Annotated in this window: 11 protein-coding genes; 4 read left to right on the forward strand and 7 right to left on the reverse strand. The window is 62.4% G+C overall.

Going from position 1 to position 14,990, the window contains the following annotated elements; genetic code table 11:
* Positions 1–9: 9 nt before the first annotated feature.
* The 3 genes from AC54AF_RS11420 to AC54AF_RS11430 form a co-directional block, all read right to left on the reverse strand.
* Positions 10–2,163 carry a M3 family metallopeptidase gene (locus tag AC54AF_RS11420; RefSeq protein WP_496636643.1) on the reverse strand — a complete coding sequence of 718 codons (2,154 nt, stop codon included), beginning with the start codon at positions 2,161–2,163 and terminating at the stop codon, positions 10–12.
* A gap of 223 nt (positions 2,164–2,386) precedes the next feature.
* The gene (locus AC54AF_RS11425) at positions 2,387–4,549 is read right to left on the reverse strand and encodes a M3 family metallopeptidase (protein ID WP_496636644.1); all 2,163 of its coding nucleotides are present in this window, start codon (positions 4,547–4,549) and stop codon (positions 2,387–2,389) included.
* Between the two features lie 154 nt (positions 4,550–4,703).
* A complete protein-coding gene (locus tag AC54AF_RS11430; RefSeq protein ID WP_070290273.1) occupies positions 4,704–4,922 on the reverse strand; it encodes a SlyX family protein in 219 nt (72 codons plus the stop codon).
* Between the two features lie 161 nt (positions 4,923–5,083).
* Between AC54AF_RS11430 and AC54AF_RS11435 the strand changes: the two genes are divergently transcribed.
* Both AC54AF_RS11435 and AC54AF_RS11440 read left to right on the forward strand, forming a co-directional pair.
* The gene (locus tag AC54AF_RS11435; RefSeq protein WP_496636645.1) at positions 5,084–5,461 is read left to right on the forward strand and encodes a type II toxin-antitoxin system RelE/ParE family toxin; all 378 of its coding nucleotides are present in this window, start codon (positions 5,084–5,086) and stop codon (positions 5,459–5,461) included.
* Positions 5,458–5,814 carry an addiction module antidote protein gene (locus AC54AF_RS11440; protein ID WP_496636646.1) on the forward strand — a complete coding sequence of 119 codons (357 nt, stop codon included), beginning with the start codon at positions 5,458–5,460 and terminating at the stop codon, positions 5,812–5,814. Before AC54AF_RS11435 ends, AC54AF_RS11440 begins: the two co-directional genes overlap by 4 nt.
* Before the next feature lie 7 nt (positions 5,815–5,821).
* On the opposite strand, the gene AC54AF_RS11445 is transcribed toward AC54AF_RS11440, so the two are convergent.
* Positions 5,822–7,882, reverse strand: a complete 2,061-nt coding sequence (locus AC54AF_RS11445) for a UvrD-helicase domain-containing protein (protein WP_496636647.1) — start codon at positions 7,880–7,882, stop codon at positions 5,822–5,824.
* A gap of 209 nt (positions 7,883–8,091) precedes the next feature.
* Between AC54AF_RS11445 and AC54AF_RS11450 the strand changes: the two genes are divergently transcribed.
* On the forward strand, positions 8,092–8,577 hold the full coding sequence (locus AC54AF_RS11450) for an SRPBCC family protein (RefSeq protein ID WP_496636648.1): 486 nt from the start codon (positions 8,092–8,094) through the stop codon (positions 8,575–8,577).
* Positions 8,578–8,586: 9 nt separating this feature from the next.
* Here AC54AF_RS11450 and AC54AF_RS11455 read toward each other — a convergent pair whose 3' ends face one another.
* Positions 8,587–9,708: an HD-GYP domain-containing protein gene (locus AC54AF_RS11455; protein ID WP_496636649.1), complete on the reverse strand. Its 1,122-nt coding sequence runs from the start codon at positions 9,706–9,708 to the stop codon at positions 8,587–8,589.
* Between the two features lie 163 nt (positions 9,709–9,871).
* Positions 9,872–11,320, reverse strand: a complete 1,449-nt coding sequence (locus AC54AF_RS11460; protein WP_496636650.1) for a dihydrolipoyl dehydrogenase — start codon at positions 11,318–11,320, stop codon at positions 9,872–9,874.
* Between the two features lie 125 nt (positions 11,321–11,445).
* On the opposite strand from AC54AF_RS11460, the gene AC54AF_RS11465 reads away from it, so the two are divergent.
* A complete protein-coding gene (locus AC54AF_RS11465; protein WP_496636651.1) occupies positions 11,446–12,336 on the forward strand; it encodes an ArgP/LysG family DNA-binding transcriptional regulator in 891 nt (296 codons plus the stop codon).
* A 14-nt stretch (positions 12,337–12,350) separates the two neighbouring features.
* On the opposite strand, the gene AC54AF_RS11470 is transcribed toward AC54AF_RS11465, so the two are convergent.
* Positions 12,351–14,402 (reverse strand): primosomal protein N', encoded by a 2,052-nt coding sequence (locus AC54AF_RS11470; protein ID WP_496636652.1) that lies wholly within the window; start codon positions 14,400–14,402, stop codon positions 12,351–12,353.
* Positions 14,403–14,990: the final 588 nt, after the last annotated feature.

Raw genomic sequence — 14,990 nt, forward strand, 5'->3', positions numbered from 1 at the left:
GGACGGCTTTTACTTGGCGTTCAAGCCGCGGCGTTCCAGCAATGGTTCCACGGTGGCATCGCGACCGCGGAAGTCGCGGAACAGTTGCAGCGCATCGACGCTGCCGCCGCGCGACAGCAATTTGCTGCGGAACCAGTCGCCATTCTTGCGCGTCAGGCCGCCGTTTTCCTTGAACCAGTTGACCGATTCCGCATCCAGCTTTTCCGACCACAGGTAGGCATAGTATGCCGCCGAGTAACCGCCCGAGAAGCTGTGCGAGAAGTAGCTGGTGCGGTAGCGCGGCGGCACGGGTGCGTAGTCGACGCCCGCCTCCTTCAGCGATGCCGCTTCAAAGGCCAGCACGTCGGTCGGGATCTGGCTCGGCGCCAGCTGGTGCCAGCGCTGGTCCAGCAGGGCCGCCGACAGGTATTCGGTGGTCATGAAGCCCTGGTTGAATTTCTTCGCCGCCGTGACCTTGTCGAGCAATTCCTGCGGCATGGCCGCGCCGCTCTGGTAGTGCTTGGCGTAGTTTTGCAGCACTTCCGGCCACACGGCCCACATTTCATTGACTTGCGATGGATACTCGACGAAGTCGCTCGGCACGCTGGTGCCGGCAAAGCGCGGGTATTTCACGTTCGAAAACATGCCGTGCAGCGCATGGCCGAATTCGTGGAACATGGTCGTCACTTCATCGAACGTCAGCAAAGTCGGCTGGCCGGCCGGCGGCTTCGGAATATTCAATTGGTTGGCGACGACAGGATGCGTGCCCATCAGCATTGACTGCGACACGTATTCATTCATCCACGCGCCGCCATGCTTGTTGCCGCGCGCATAGAAGTCGGCGATGAACAGGGCCAGCGGCTTGCCGTTGGCGTCCGTCACATCGTAGACGCGCACGTCCGGGTTATACACCGGTAGGTCAGTACGCTGTTTGAAGCTGATGCCGTAGAGTTTATTGGCGGCAAAGAAGACGCCATTGTTCAGCACGCTGTTGAGTTCCAGGTACGGCTTCAGCTCGTTTTCATCAAAGTTGAAACGCTGCTTGCGCAGCTTGTCCGTGTAGATGGCCCAGTCGGCCGCTGCCACCTGGAAGCCGCCTTTTTCCCCATCGACCACTTGCTGCAGGTCGGCCGCTTCGCGGCGCGCGTTGGCGACGGCCGGCTTCGCCAGTTCCGACAGCAGGGTATTGACGGCCGTCGTGGTCTTGGCCGTCTGGTCTTCCAGCGAATACGCAGCGTAGTTGGCGTATCCGAGCAGGGTGGCCCGTTCAGCGCGCAGCTTGGCCAGCTTCAGCACGATGGCGCGGTTGTCGAACTCGCCGCCCTGGCTGCCCCGGTTCAGCGACGCATCCATCAGGCGCTGGCGTGTCTTGCGATCCGTCAATACCGCCAATGGCGGCTGGCCGCTGGTGTTGACCAGGGCGATGAGGAACTTGCCCGTCAAGCCGCGTTCCTTGGCAGCGGCGGCGGCCGTATCGATATCGCTGTCCGTCATGCCGGCCAGCTCGGCACGGTTGTCGACGACGATACTCCTGGCATTCGTTTCCTTCAGCACGTTTTGCGCGAAGGCCGTTTCCAGGCCCGCCTGCTCGGCGTTGTAGGCTTTCAATTTTTCCTTGTCCGCATCCGACAGCTTGGCGCCGGCGCGCACAAAATCCGTGTGATAGCGGGCCAAGAGGCGCAAGGATTCGGCATCGAGGCCCAGCTTGTCGCGCTTGGCGTACAGGGTGTCGATGCGGGTGAACAGCTTAGGATTCAAGGTGATCGCGTCGCCATGCGCGGCCAGTTTCGGCGACACGTCCACCTCCACCGCTTCCAGCACGGCATTCGTATTGGTCGACGTCATGTTGCTGAAGATGCTCTGCACGCGGTGCAGCAGCTGCCCCGTGCGCTCGAGGGCCACGATGGTGTTCTCGAACGTGGGCGCCTGGCGGTTATTGGCAATGGCGTTGACTTCGGCCAGCTGGCGTTTCATGCCTTCGGCAAACGCCGGCGCATAGTGCGCGTCCTTGATCAGGCCGAACTGCGGCATCTGGAATGGCAGCGGACTGGCCTTGAGCAGGGGATTCTGGGCGCTGACGGCGGCGGCAGGCGCGGATCGTGCGGTGGTGGCAGCCATGGCGGACGGAGCGGCGTGGGCCAGCATGACGCTGGCGGCGATGACGAGCAGTTGTGGACGGATCATGACATCTTTCAGGAAGCGCGGGAAGAACCGCGATCGCGTCGCGGGCCAGTGGCAGATCATAGCAGTCTGTCACACAGGCGTCATCCAACATGGGCGATCCTGTGGTGCATCACGCCAACTGCGCGGTTTACCACGGTTTACGAGCAGAATCGCCAAATAAAAATGGCCGCCCGTTGCGGGGCGGCCATTGATGTTCAGCACCGGCCAAGCCGGTGACGGGGGATTACTTGCCGTTCAAGCCACGGCGTTCCAGCAGCGGCTCGATCTTCGCATCGCGGCCGCGGAAGTTGCGGTAGATGTCGAGCGCATCGGCGCTGCCGCCGCGCGACAGCAATTTACTGCGGAACCAGTCGCCATTCTTGCGCGTCAGGCCGCCGTTTTCCTTGAACCACTCGACCGTGTCGGCGTCGAGCTTTTCCGACCACAGATACGCGTAATAGCCGGCCGAATAGCCGCCCGCGAACGCGTGCGAGAAGTAGGTGGTGCGGTAGCGTGGCGGCGCCGGGGCGAAATCGACGCCGGCTTCCGTCAAGGCAGCTTTCTCAAACGCCAGCACGTCGGTGGGGATCTGTGCCGGGGTCAGCTGGTGCCAGCGCTGGTCCAGCAGGGCCGACGCCAGATACTCCGTGGTCTTGTAGCCCTGGTTGAAATTGTCGGCCGCCGTCACTTTGGCCAGCAGCTCGGCCGGGATGGCCGCGCCCGTCTGGTAGTGCTTGGCATAGTTTTGCAGCACTTCCGGCCACAGCGCCCACATTTCATTGACTTGCGACGGGTATTCCACGAAGTCGCGCGGCACGCTGGTGCCGGCGAAACGCGGGTATTTCACGTTCGAAAACATGCCGTGCAGCGCATGGCCGAATTCGTGGAACATGGTGTTGACTTCGTCAAACGTCATCAGGGTCGGCTGGCCCGCTTCCGGCTTTGGAATATTGAGGTTATTCGCAATCACCGGCTTGCGGTTCAGCAAGGTCGACTGGCCCACGTAGGCATTTGCCCAGGCGCCGCCGCGCTTGTTGCTGCGCGCGTAAGGGTCGAGCGTAAAGATGGCCAGCTGCGTGCCGTCTTCATTGAAGACGTCGTACACCAGCATGTCGGACGTGTAGACGGGCAAGTCGGTGCGCTGCTTGAAGGTGAGGCCGTACAACTTGCCAGCGGCAAAGAACACGCCTTTGGTCAATACGCTGTGCATTTCAAAGTACGGTTTGAGTTGATTCTCGTCAAAGTTGTAGCGTTCGGCGCGTACCTTGTCGCTATAGAAAGCCCAGTCGGCGGCGCCGACCTTGAAGCCGCCTTTGCCTGCATCGATGACCTTCTGGATATCGTCCGCTTCACGCCGCGCATTGACGACGGCCGGCTTCGCCAGCTCGCCCAGCAGGGCGTTCACGGCGGTGGTGTCGTGCGCCGTCTGGTCTTCCAGCGAATATGCCGCATAGTTCGGGTAGCCCATCAGCGCGGCACGTTCGGCGCGCAGTTTTGCCAGTTCCAGCACTTCGGCTGTGTTGTCGAACTCGCCGCCACGGCTGCCGCGCGCTTGCGATGCGGCCATGATGCGTTCGCGCACGGCGCGGTTGGTCAGCAGCGACAGCGGCGCCTGGCCCGTCGTGTTGACGAGGGCGATCACGTATTTGCCATCCAGGCCGCGCTTCTTGGCCAGGCCGGCGGCCACTTCGATGGCGGCCGGCGACAGGCCGTCCAGTTCTTCGCGCGTATCGACGACGACCGCCGAAGCGTTCAACTCCTTCAGCACGTTCTGTGCGAACTTGGTCGACAGGGCCGCCAGCTGGCCGTTGTAGGCACGCAGCTTTTGTTTGTCCGCCGCCGACAGCTTGGCGCCGGCGCGCACGAAGTCCGTGTGATAGCGTTCGAGCAGGCGTTTCGATTCGGCATCGAGGCCCAGCTTGTCGCGCTTGGCGTACAGGCTGTCGATGCGCTTGAACAACTTGTCGTTGAGCATGACCGCGTCGCTGTGGGCCGCCATTTTCGGCGCCAGCTCGCGTTCCAGGCCCTGGATCGTCTCATTCGTGTTGGAGCCGGACATCACGGAAAACACGGTGCGCACGCGGCTCAGCAGCTGGCCCGAGCGTTCCATGGCGACGATGGTGTTGTCGAACGTGGCTGGCTTCTTGTTATTTGCAATCGCGTTGATTTCCGCCAGGTTGGCGGCCATGCCGGCCGTAAAGGCGGGCGCGTAGTCGGCGTCCTGCACCTTGTCGAACGGTGGATAGTGGAACGGCAGGCTGCTCGCTTGCGCGAACGGGTTCGAGGCGGGCAAGGCTGCCGCCGCGGTAGCGGCAGTGGCAGGCGCAGTGGCGGCGGTGGCAGCAAAGGCGGCGGCTGGCGCCAGCATCAGGCTGGCGGCGATGACGAGCATTGTAGGACGGGTCATGTCTTCTTTCAAGAAACGCAAGAGAGCCGCGATTGTGTCGCGGGCCAGCCTGAAATAATAACAGCCTGAAACACTTGCGTCACCAGCAACTACTGACCTTAGCAGGTCGGCGGGTAATGAATGGTTTTCATGCGTCCCGCTTCACGACGCCGATTTAGTAATGCGGCGGACGTTCGTTGACCAGCCCGCCATTTGCCTGCTGCGCCCCATCGCGCACGTGTTCGCCCAGCTTGTGCAGCATCGCTTCGAGCTGGTCGATGCGCTTGCCCTGCTGGTACACCATCTGGTTCAGCGACTCGACCAGGTCTTCCTGCTGCGCCAGCTTGATTTCGATATCGACGAAACGTGTTTCCATCTGTTCTGCATTGTCCATGGTGCTCTCGGTGACTCCTGACTGAAAGCGGCATTCTACCGCCGCAGCGGCGTGAGCCAGCACAAACCTCGTCCATTCCCCATCGGTCAGGCGGCCATTTCTGCCTATTCTTCCCTGATGGCTGGATCAAATCGCTTGACGAATGAGAACAAACGATTACAATGGACTTATCCACTTTGCCTGTTTTGATCGAGACGCGCAAGACGGCCGAACACCGCCGCTGGGAAGACGCCCTGCATGACGTGGCAGCCGCCGCCATCGATGCGCGCATCAAGCATTTGCAGCACGGTAAGAAGGGCGACTGGCGGCCAGTGGGCGAAGGCGTGTGCGAGCTGCGTTTTTTTCAGACGGGACCCGGCTGGCGCGTGTATTTTCACGAAACGAATCGGGGCACCCTGATCTTGCTGCTGCTGGGTGGCAATAAATCGAGCCAGCAACGCGACATCAAGCAGGCGCAAGCGATACTCAAGGACTTGAAAGCCTGGCAGGCGGCCCTGAAGAAAGCGGCGGCGGCATCCACAGGAGCACGAAAGAAATGAACCAAGACATCCATAGCGACACCTTCGACCTCGACGACCTGGAAGCATTAGGCCTGAGCAAATTTGACCCGACGCAACACCTGACCAGCAAGGCCGCCGTGGCCGCCTACATGAGCGAAATCGTCGCCACAGGCAACGCCGAACTGTTCCAGTCGGCCATGAACGACGTGGTGCGCGCCTACGGCATGGGCAAGGTGGCGGCCAGGGCCGACATCACGCGCGAAGGCGCGTATAAAGCCTTGCGCGAAGGCAGCAAGCCGCGCTTTGAAACCATCTTGAAGATGCTCGATGCGCTGGGCATGCAGCTGGCCATCGTGCCGAAAACCACGCCAGACGTCGCCGTGGAAGTCTGAACGCCGCTTAAGCCTTCGGCGTGGCCAGCAAGGCCTTCATGCGCGCCAGACGTTCTTTCGGCGAAATGATTTCCGCCTCCGTGGGCACGGCGTCGCCCACGTCGAGTTGCATTTCCTTGATGAAGCGCGACGGGTCGCAATGGACTTGCTCACCGGCCCGCTTGCGCTTCTTGCACCAGGTGACGTGCAAGGTGCGCTGGGCCCGCGTGATGCCTACATACATCAGCCGGCGCTCTTCCTGGATGCGCGCGGCGATGGTTTCGGCCGGCGCGTCAGGGTCGCCCTTGTGCGGCAAGATCCCCTCTTCCACGCCCACCAGGAACACGTGCGGAAACTCGAGACCTTTCGACGCGTGCAGGGTGGACATGCGCACGGCGTCCTGCTCCTCGTCCTTGCCCTCCAGCATGGTCATCAGGGCCACCATCTGCGTCAATTCCAGCACGTTCTTTTCTTCGCCGTCGCGGTCCTTGCCGCCCCGGCCCCGTTCCTTCAGCCAGTTGACGAATTCCAGCACGTTCTGCCACTTGCTTTGCGCTTGCCGTTCCTCGAAGGCATCGTACAGATACGATTCGTAGTGGATTTCCTTCATCATGTCGTCCAGCACTTCGGCCGCGTTGTCGCCGCTGCCGGCCGCGCCCGGACGGCTGGCGCGCGATTCGAGGTCGTTGATGAAGTTACAGAAGTCGCGCAGCGGCCCCAGCTGGCGGTCCGTCAGCTTGGCCTCGATACCGCCCTTGAACACGGCCTGGAACAGCGAGCACTGCCACTGCCCCGAGAATGCGCCCAGCACCTCCAGCGTCGACTGGCCCACGCCACGGCGCGGCGTCGTCACGGCGCGAATGAAGGCCGGGTCGTCGTCTTCATTGGCCAGCAGACGCAGGTAGCTGATGATGTCCTTGATCTCGGCCTTGTCGAAGAAGCTCTGGCCGCCCGAAATCGTGTACGGGATGCGTTCCTTGCGCAAGCATTGCTCGATGATCCGTGCCTGGTGGTTGCCACGGTACAAAATCGCGTAGTCGGAAAACTTGTTCTTGCGCTCGAAATGGTCGGCCGAAATCATGATGGCGACCTGCTCCGCCTCCTGCTCGTCCGTCTGCATGCCCAGCACCTTGATCGGCTCGCCCAGGCCGTGTTCCGACCACAGCGACTTTTCAAACAGTTTAGGATTGTTGCCGATGACGGCATTGGCCGCGTTGAGCACGCGCATGGTGGAGCGGTAATTCTGCTCGAGCTTGATCACGCGCAAATCGGGGAAATCCGTCTCCAGGGTCTTCAGGTTTTCCACGGTGGCGCCGCGCCACGCATAGATCGCCTGATCGTCGTCGCCCACGGCCGTAAACATCGGCTTCTTGCCGATGCCCGTCACCATCAGTTTCACCAGTTCATACTGGCAAGTATTCGTATCCTGGTATTCATCGACGAGCAGATAGCGCAGGCGGCGCTGCCACTTGTCGCGCACGGGGCCGTTGTTGCGGAACAGTTCCACGGGCAAGCGGATCAAGTCATCAAAATCGACGGCCTGGTAGGCCGACAAGGTGGCCACATAGCTGCGGTAGATGCGCGCCGCGTTCGCTTCGTCCTCGTCCTTGGCTTGCGCCAGGGCCATGTCCGGGTCGATCAAACCATTTTTCCACAGCGACATGGCGTTCTGGATGCCGCGTATCACCTGTTTATCGGTGGTAATGGCGAGGTCTTGCACAAGGGAAAAACAGTCATCGCTGTCCATGATGGAAAAGCGGTCCTTCAGCCCCACGCCATTGGCTTCCTGGCGCAGGATTTTCACGCCCAGCGAGTGGAAGGTCGACACCGTCAACTGCTTGGCCTGGCGTGGCTGTTTCAACAGTTTGGCGATGCGCTCCTGCATTTCCAGCGCCGCCTTGTTGGTGAAGGTCAGCGCGGCGATGGTGCGCGGGTCATAGCCCCGGTCTTCGATCAGGTGGGCAATCTTTTGCGTGATCACGCGCGTCTTGCCCGAGCCGGCGCCCGCCAGCACCAAGCAAGGGCCGTCGAGGTAGGTAACCGCTTCGCTTTGGGGCGCATTCAGACCGAACTGTGGTGCTTTGGACATCAGGGTATTTCCGCAGGGAACAGCAGCCCATTGTAACAGCGTCGCGCCCGCCATTTGCATGCCAAGATCCGCGTGAAAAACAGGCAATGGCATTGATATCTCGCCAATTGCCGCCATCTCGGCCCATGCAATGCGTGCGGCGATGCCACGCCTGGAGTACCATTCCGCCTATATCGCCCGTGCGCGCCCACTTACCGAATGGCAGTCCCATGAAATTTGAACATCTGATTGAAATCAACGATCCGCTGAACCCGCTGATCGACACCTTGAGCCTGGAGCAAGTCTGGCGCGGCCTCGTCTTGCGCGCCGAGTCGCCCAAGCTGTTCGTGCCGCACCTGGACGAGTGCCAGATCAGCGAGCGCAGCGACGCCGGTTTCGCGCGCAGCCTGCGCTATGGCGAACTGGTCATCAACGACAAGGTGGTGCTGGTGCCGCAACTGCAGGTGCGCTACGAAGTGCCGGCGCAACAGGACATCAGCGCCTCTTCATTGATCATGACCATCGAGATGCCCGACGAGGCCAGCCTGTGGGTGCGCTTCCAGTACGACGACGGCCACGACGCGGCCACCGATGCGGCCAACGCCCTGTACGACGACTTCCGCCGCTCCGCCTACAAGGAGTCCGACATCGACACGGTGCGCATCATGCGCGAACTGGCGCTCGAGGGACGGCTCGATGCGGGTCTGTTGAATTAAACGCCTGCGCTAAACTCTTGCGCTGCGGCCCCATAGCTGATCAGGGCGAAACTGCAATCCCGCCTGCTCTGCGCTGAGCACTTCGCGGATGGCGTGCAAGTCCACGCGCGTATCGCGCCGCAGCGGCACGTCCAGGCGCGCGCCACGCGGGCCGATCAGCGATTGCACGTGGGGCGTGGTGGCATTCAAGCCCTTGCGCGTGACGACGCCGATTTCCCCATTGAGCAGTTTGACGAAGGTGCCGACGGGGTAGATGCCCAGCTCGCGCACCAGCAGCGATGCCAGCGGCGCATCCAGGGTGGCCTTGTCGGCCATCAGCATTTCGCGCAGGGCCACGTTCGGCAGCAAGGGCTGGCGGTAGCTGCGCTTCGACACGCGCGCGCAATAGCGGTCGGCCAGCATGATCAGGCGGGCGCCGATGCCGATCGCCTCGCCTTGCGTGCCCAGCGGATAGCCGCTGCCATCGATATTTTCATGGTGCTGCAACACGGCTTGCAGCCAGACCGCGTCCGTCACGCCCGCCGCGCGCAGCAAGTCGACACCGGCTTGCGGATGGGCGCGCAAATAGGCGCGCTCCTGCGCGTCAAGCGGCCCCGCCTTGTGCTGGAAATCCGCATGGCGTTCCAGCATGCCCACGTTCATGCTCAGCGCGGCCAGCACCACGCTGCGCACGACCTCATCATCGAGTTTCAACGCGCGCGCCAGCAAGGCCGTGATGACGGCCGTGTCGACGCTGTGGCGCACGGCGAAATCGCCCGCGCCCTGGTTGTGCAGGATGCAGGCCAGCGCCACGTCGGCGTCCAGAACAACGGCCTCTTCCACCAGCTGCGCCAGCGGCCCCAGCGTCAGGTGGCTGCCCGCCTGCCCGGCGGCAATGACCGGCAAGACGAGGGCCAGGCCAGTCGTGACGAGGTTCAGCATGCGCAGGGCCGACGGCGCTTCCGTTGCCGTGCGCGGCACGTCGGCACTGGTATCGGCGATGACGCCGCGCGCCAGCAGCAAGGCGATCTGGTTCTCGCTGCTGATGACATGGCCCAGCCTGGCCAGCAAGCCGCCCGTCTCGCCATGCACGTCCCAGGGCAGGGCCACGCCCAGGGCGAGTTCTCCCGCGTAAATGCGCCGAATTTTCACATCGTCTCCGTCATCGCTAGCCGCTGCCCTTTTTACCATCAGGAAGTCGTCGGCATGAACCATTTGAAATGTTTTTTGCTTTTAATCAATATTTCAATGTGGCAGCGATGATCGCGCAATCATGTGCGCTTGTCTACAAAATTGTTTAAATATAAAAATTGCATCAGACGCCAGGCGAACAATCGGCGCAGCCGGGCGCGTGTTCCGGGTCTTTGTCCAGGTGCAGCGCCAGTTCGCGCAGGGCCGTGCGCACGCCTTCCTCGATGACGGGGTGGTAGAACGGCATGTCGAGCATGGCCGGCACCGTCAGCTGCGCCTGGCACGCCCAGGCCAGCAAATGGCCCAGGTGTTCCGCCCTCGGGCCGATCAGCTCGGCGCCGAGAAAGCGCTTGCTGCCAAATTCCCCATACACGCGCAGCAAGCCCTGGTTTTGCAGCATGACGCGGCTGCGGCCCTGGTTGCCGAACGACACGGCGCCCACGGCGAAGCGGCCCGCGTGGCTCACGCACAATTGCTGGTAGGTGGCGCCCAGGGTGGCGATCTGCGGCTCCGTGAAGGCGATGGTCAACGGCGTGCGGCGCAAGCCCGGTTTGACGTCAGGAAAGCGCGCCGCGTTCTCGCCCGCGATGCGGCCCTCGTCGGCCGCCTCGGGCAGCAGCGGCAAGGCGTTGTCGGCATCCCCGGCGATGAAGATGGCGCTCTTGCCGCACTGCATGGTGTGCCGGTCATGCACGGGAATGCCATGGCCGTCGAGTTCGATTTGCGCCGTTTCCAGGCCGATCTGGTCCACGTTCGGACGGCGGCCGATGGCGGCCAGCAGATACTCGAACTGCTCGGTTTTTTCCACGCCCGCATCATCGCGGCTGGTGAGCAGAATGCCGCTGCCGTCCGGCGTTTTTGCCACGTGCGCGACGCCGGTCTGGAAACGGATATCGAGTTCGCGCGCCAGCACGGCGTCCGCCTCGCGCAGCACCAGCGGGTCCGTCAGCTGCGCGATCTTTTTGCCGCGCGCAAACACGGTCACGCGCACGCCCAGCCGCGCCAGCGCCTGGCCCAGCTCCAGGCCGATGACGCCGCTGCCGACCACGGCGACCGATTGCGGCAAATCCGTCCATTCGAACACGGCATCGCTGGTGATGACCCTGTCCCCCGCCGCCTGCCACTCGGGCGGCACGATGGGCGTGGAACCGGTGGCGATCACCACGCTGCCAGCTTCAACGATGGTATGTTCATCCACCTGCAATTTATTGGGGGAAATAAAACGCGCATGGCCGCGCAGTTTTTCTCCGTCGGGGATGGCGTTGACGCCGTCGAGCACGAAGCCGACAAAGCGGTCGCGCTCGCTGCGCACCCTGGCCATCACTTGCCGGCCATCGATGCGCACGGGGCCAGCATGCACGCCAAAAGCGGGCGCGGCGGCCACGGCATGGGCCGCCTCGGCCGCCGCGATCAGAAGTTTGCTGGGCATGCAGCCGACCCTGGCGCAGGTCGTGCCGTACGGCCCGCTTTCGATCATCAACACGCGCTTGCCCTGCATGCGCGCCGCCTTGTGCGCCGTCATGCCGGCCGTGCCGCTGCCGATCACGGCCACATCCACTTGTATCGTCTTCATGCTGCCCATCCACTGAGGTTGCTCACAGCGTTCGATACTACCCGTTTGGTGAAAATAAGGTTTTACTTTGCAGCAATATATGCATTAGTATAACTAATCATTTTCAAAATTTATAAGCTGAGCTAATGGGATCACTCGATTATCGCGCGCTGGCCGTGCTGGATGCCGTCGCCAGCCATGGCAGTTTCGACAAGGCCGCCCTGGCGCTGGGCATCACCCAGTCGGCCGTCTCGCAGCGCATCAAGGCGCTGGAAGACGCCAGCGGGCGCTTGCTGATCATCCGTGGCCAGCCAGCCGTGCCGACGGGCCTGGGCCAGCGCCTGATCGTGCACCACCGCAACGTCAAGCTGATGGAAGCATCGCTCGACATCGACCTGGGCAACAGCGTCAGCATGCCGGAAATCGCCATCGCCATCGATGCCGACAGCCTGGCCACGTGGTTCCCCCACACCTTGTCCGCCCTGCTGGCGCCGCCGCGCTGCCAGCTCGACGTGCGCCTGGCCGACAGCGACAGCGCCCTGCAGATGGTGCGCGACGGCTCCGTGTTTGGCTGCGTGTCGGCCGCGGCCGGCACAGCGCTCGACGCAGCGGCGGCCACCAGCGTCACGCCGCTGGGCACCTTGCGCTATGTCTGCGTGGCCACGCCCATGTTCGCGGGGCACTGGTTCGGCGACGGTTTGATTGCCGAAGCGGTGCAACTGGCGCCCGCCGTCGTGGGCCAGCACGGCTTGCTGGCGCGCTTCCTCGCTGAACAACTGAATCTGCGCGAAGCGTTTCCGCACCACACTTTACCGGTGGAAGCGGCGCGCCGCGGTTGCGTGCTCGACGGCCTTGCTTACGGCCTGATGCCGCAGCGCCTGGCCGCGCCGGCGCTGGCGACGGACCGTCTCGTGGATCTGCTGCCGGGCAGCACCCTGGACGTACCGCTAAGCTGGCATGCGTGGACCCTGGACACGCCGTTTACCAAGCTGCTGTCCGAGCAGATCGTCAAGTCGGCGCGCGCATATCTGAGCTAATTCAGTGAATTAATTTAAATATCCAGCGGGTCCACTTCCAGCGACCATTTCACGCGCGTCTTCATGGCGCGCAATTCCGCCAGCCATTCTTTTAAAAATGCCTGCAAGACGGGGCGCGAGGGCGATTCCAGCAGCAGCTGGGCGCGGTCCACGTTGTACACGCGCGTCATGCTCATGGGAATCGGGTCATTGATGGTCACCTGCGGGTGTTCCATGCATTCCTTGGCCGCCTGCAGGAATTCGATGGCCGTGGCCAGCTCGGGCGCTTCGGCGCGCAGCAGGGCCTGGAACAGATACGGCGGCAGCGCCGCCTGGGCCCGCTCTTCCAGCAAGGTCGTGGCGAAGTGGTCGTAATCGTGGTTGACGACGGCGTCGTACAGGGGATGGCGCGCATAGCGCGTCTGGATCAGCACCTCGGACACGCTGCCGCCTTCCGTCTGCGCGGCGCGCCCGGCCCGCCCCGCCACCTGCATGAGCTGGGCGAACAGGCGTTCGCTGGCCCGGTAATCCTGCGAAAACAGGGCCGTGTCCGGATTCAAAATGCCCACCAGGGTCAGCTTTTTGAAGTCGTGGCCCTTGGCCACCATCTGCGTGCCGATCAGGATATCCACTTCGCCCCGGTGCACGGTGTCGAACGCCTCCTGCGCGCTGCCCTTCTTGCGCGTGGAATCGGCGTCGATGCGCAAAATGCGCGCCTCGGGAAACAATTGCTGCAAGCCCTCTTCCACCCGCTGCGTGCCGCGTCCCAGCGGCTGCAAGTCGACGTTGCCGCACGTGGGGCAATGGCGGGGAATGCGCAATTCCAGGCTGCAATGGTGGCAGCGCAAGCGGTGTTCCGGCTTGTGCAGCACCATGAACGAGGTGCAGCGCGTGCAATTGCTGATCCAGCCGCACGATTCGCAGCAGATCACGGGCGAATAGCCGCGCCGGTTCAGGAACAGCAGCGACTGCTCGCCCCGCTCCATGCGCAGTTTCAAGGCGGCTACCAAGTGCGAAGTCAGGCCGTCTTTCGGCTTGTCGCGCTCCATGTCGAGTATCTTTACGCGCGGCAGCACCGCATTCCTGACGGCCCGCTCGCGCAATTCCAGCTTGCGGTAGCGCCCCGTCTGCGCGTGGTGCCAGCTTTCCAACGAGGGCGTGGCCGAACCGAGCACGATGGGTATCTGCAATTGCCAGGCGCGCCACACGGCCAGGTCGCGCGCCGAATAGCGCAAGCCTTCCTGCTGCTTGTAGGAAGGATCATGCTCTTCGTCGATGACGATCAGCTTGAGTTGCGGCAAGGACGCCAGGATGGCCAGCCGCGTGCCGAGCACGATGCGCGCCTGGCCCTGGTGGGCGGCCAGCCAGTGCAGCATGCGCTCGCCTTCGGACAGGCTGCTGTGCAGGGTGGCCAGCATGACGCCGGGAAAGCGCGCGCGGATATTGCCTTCCAGTTGGGGCGTCAAATTGATCTCCGGCACCAGAATGAGGATTTGCGCCGCCTCGTCGCACGCCAGCACCTGGGCGCAGGCCTGCAGATACACTTCCGTCTTGCCGCTGCCCGTCACGCCGTACAGCAGGGTCGGCTTGAAACCCTGGGCGCCGCCGATGGCGTCCGCCGCTTCCTGCTGGGCGGCATTCAGGGCCGGCATGTTCAGCGGCGTGCCGTCGTGCGTGTCCTTGAGCTTGGCCAGCTTCTTGATGGCCCGGTCGAGCGCCACGGTGGTGAGCACGCGCAAATTCTTCGGCAAGCCCGGCAGCGCCACTTCACCGAGCGGGCGCTGGTAGTAATCGGCGGCGAAGGCGGCCAGCGCCAGCCACTGTTCCGACAGGGGCGCCAGTTGGCTGCGCACGGCCAGCACGTCCTTCAATTTCGCGGCGGGCACGTCGGTGCTGTCGGACACGCCGACGATCAGCCCCATCACTTCGCGCCGGCCGAACGGCACCAGCGCCAACTGCCCCACTTGCGGCAGCGGCGCGTCCGCGCCGGCGTCCGCATCCGCGTTCCAGCGGTAGTCGAACAGGGCGTTCAGGGGCGTGTCGAGCGCGATGTTCAGGATGCACGACGTCAAAATGCACTGCGACATGGGGGTAGGGCCTATCTCAATAAAAAAGCGCGCCGCAGGGGGAGATGGCGCGCGGGATGTCAGGCATCAAGCCAGCGGGTCATGATACTTGTTTCACCCATCAAACGCCTAACGGCAGACAGGACTGCATGCCATCTTGCCTGAAGAAAATTCTGTGGATAACTTTGTGGACAAAGCAAAATTAACTTTCAGAAAAATGTGGACAGAAAATTTCGATCGCCGTCAAGAGCGGCACGCAAGAAAAATTAACTATTTAAAATCAATGACTTAAAAATTGACGCCCGGGAGGCGACAAATCCACAGGACATTTCCGCCGCTGTGCATAACTGAACCATTTGTAATGTATTCAGACAGAAATCAGCGCCATTTTGAGGGGCCCGATTGGGAGAAGCGGGGGCGGCACGCGGCAAAGTTGACAATTGCCGGGCAAGCGTTCGTTTTTACCTGCCGGGCGGCGAAACATTGTTCAATGATCATGCAGTGCAACATGCACTTCAGGTGAAACCTGAACATCGACGCTAAGTATCGGTTAACAAATTACTTTTCAATTTTATCCACAGAATCTGTTGATAACTTTGTGGACAATGA

It is taken from the genome of Janthinobacterium sp. JF4, from assembly GCF_059617925.1.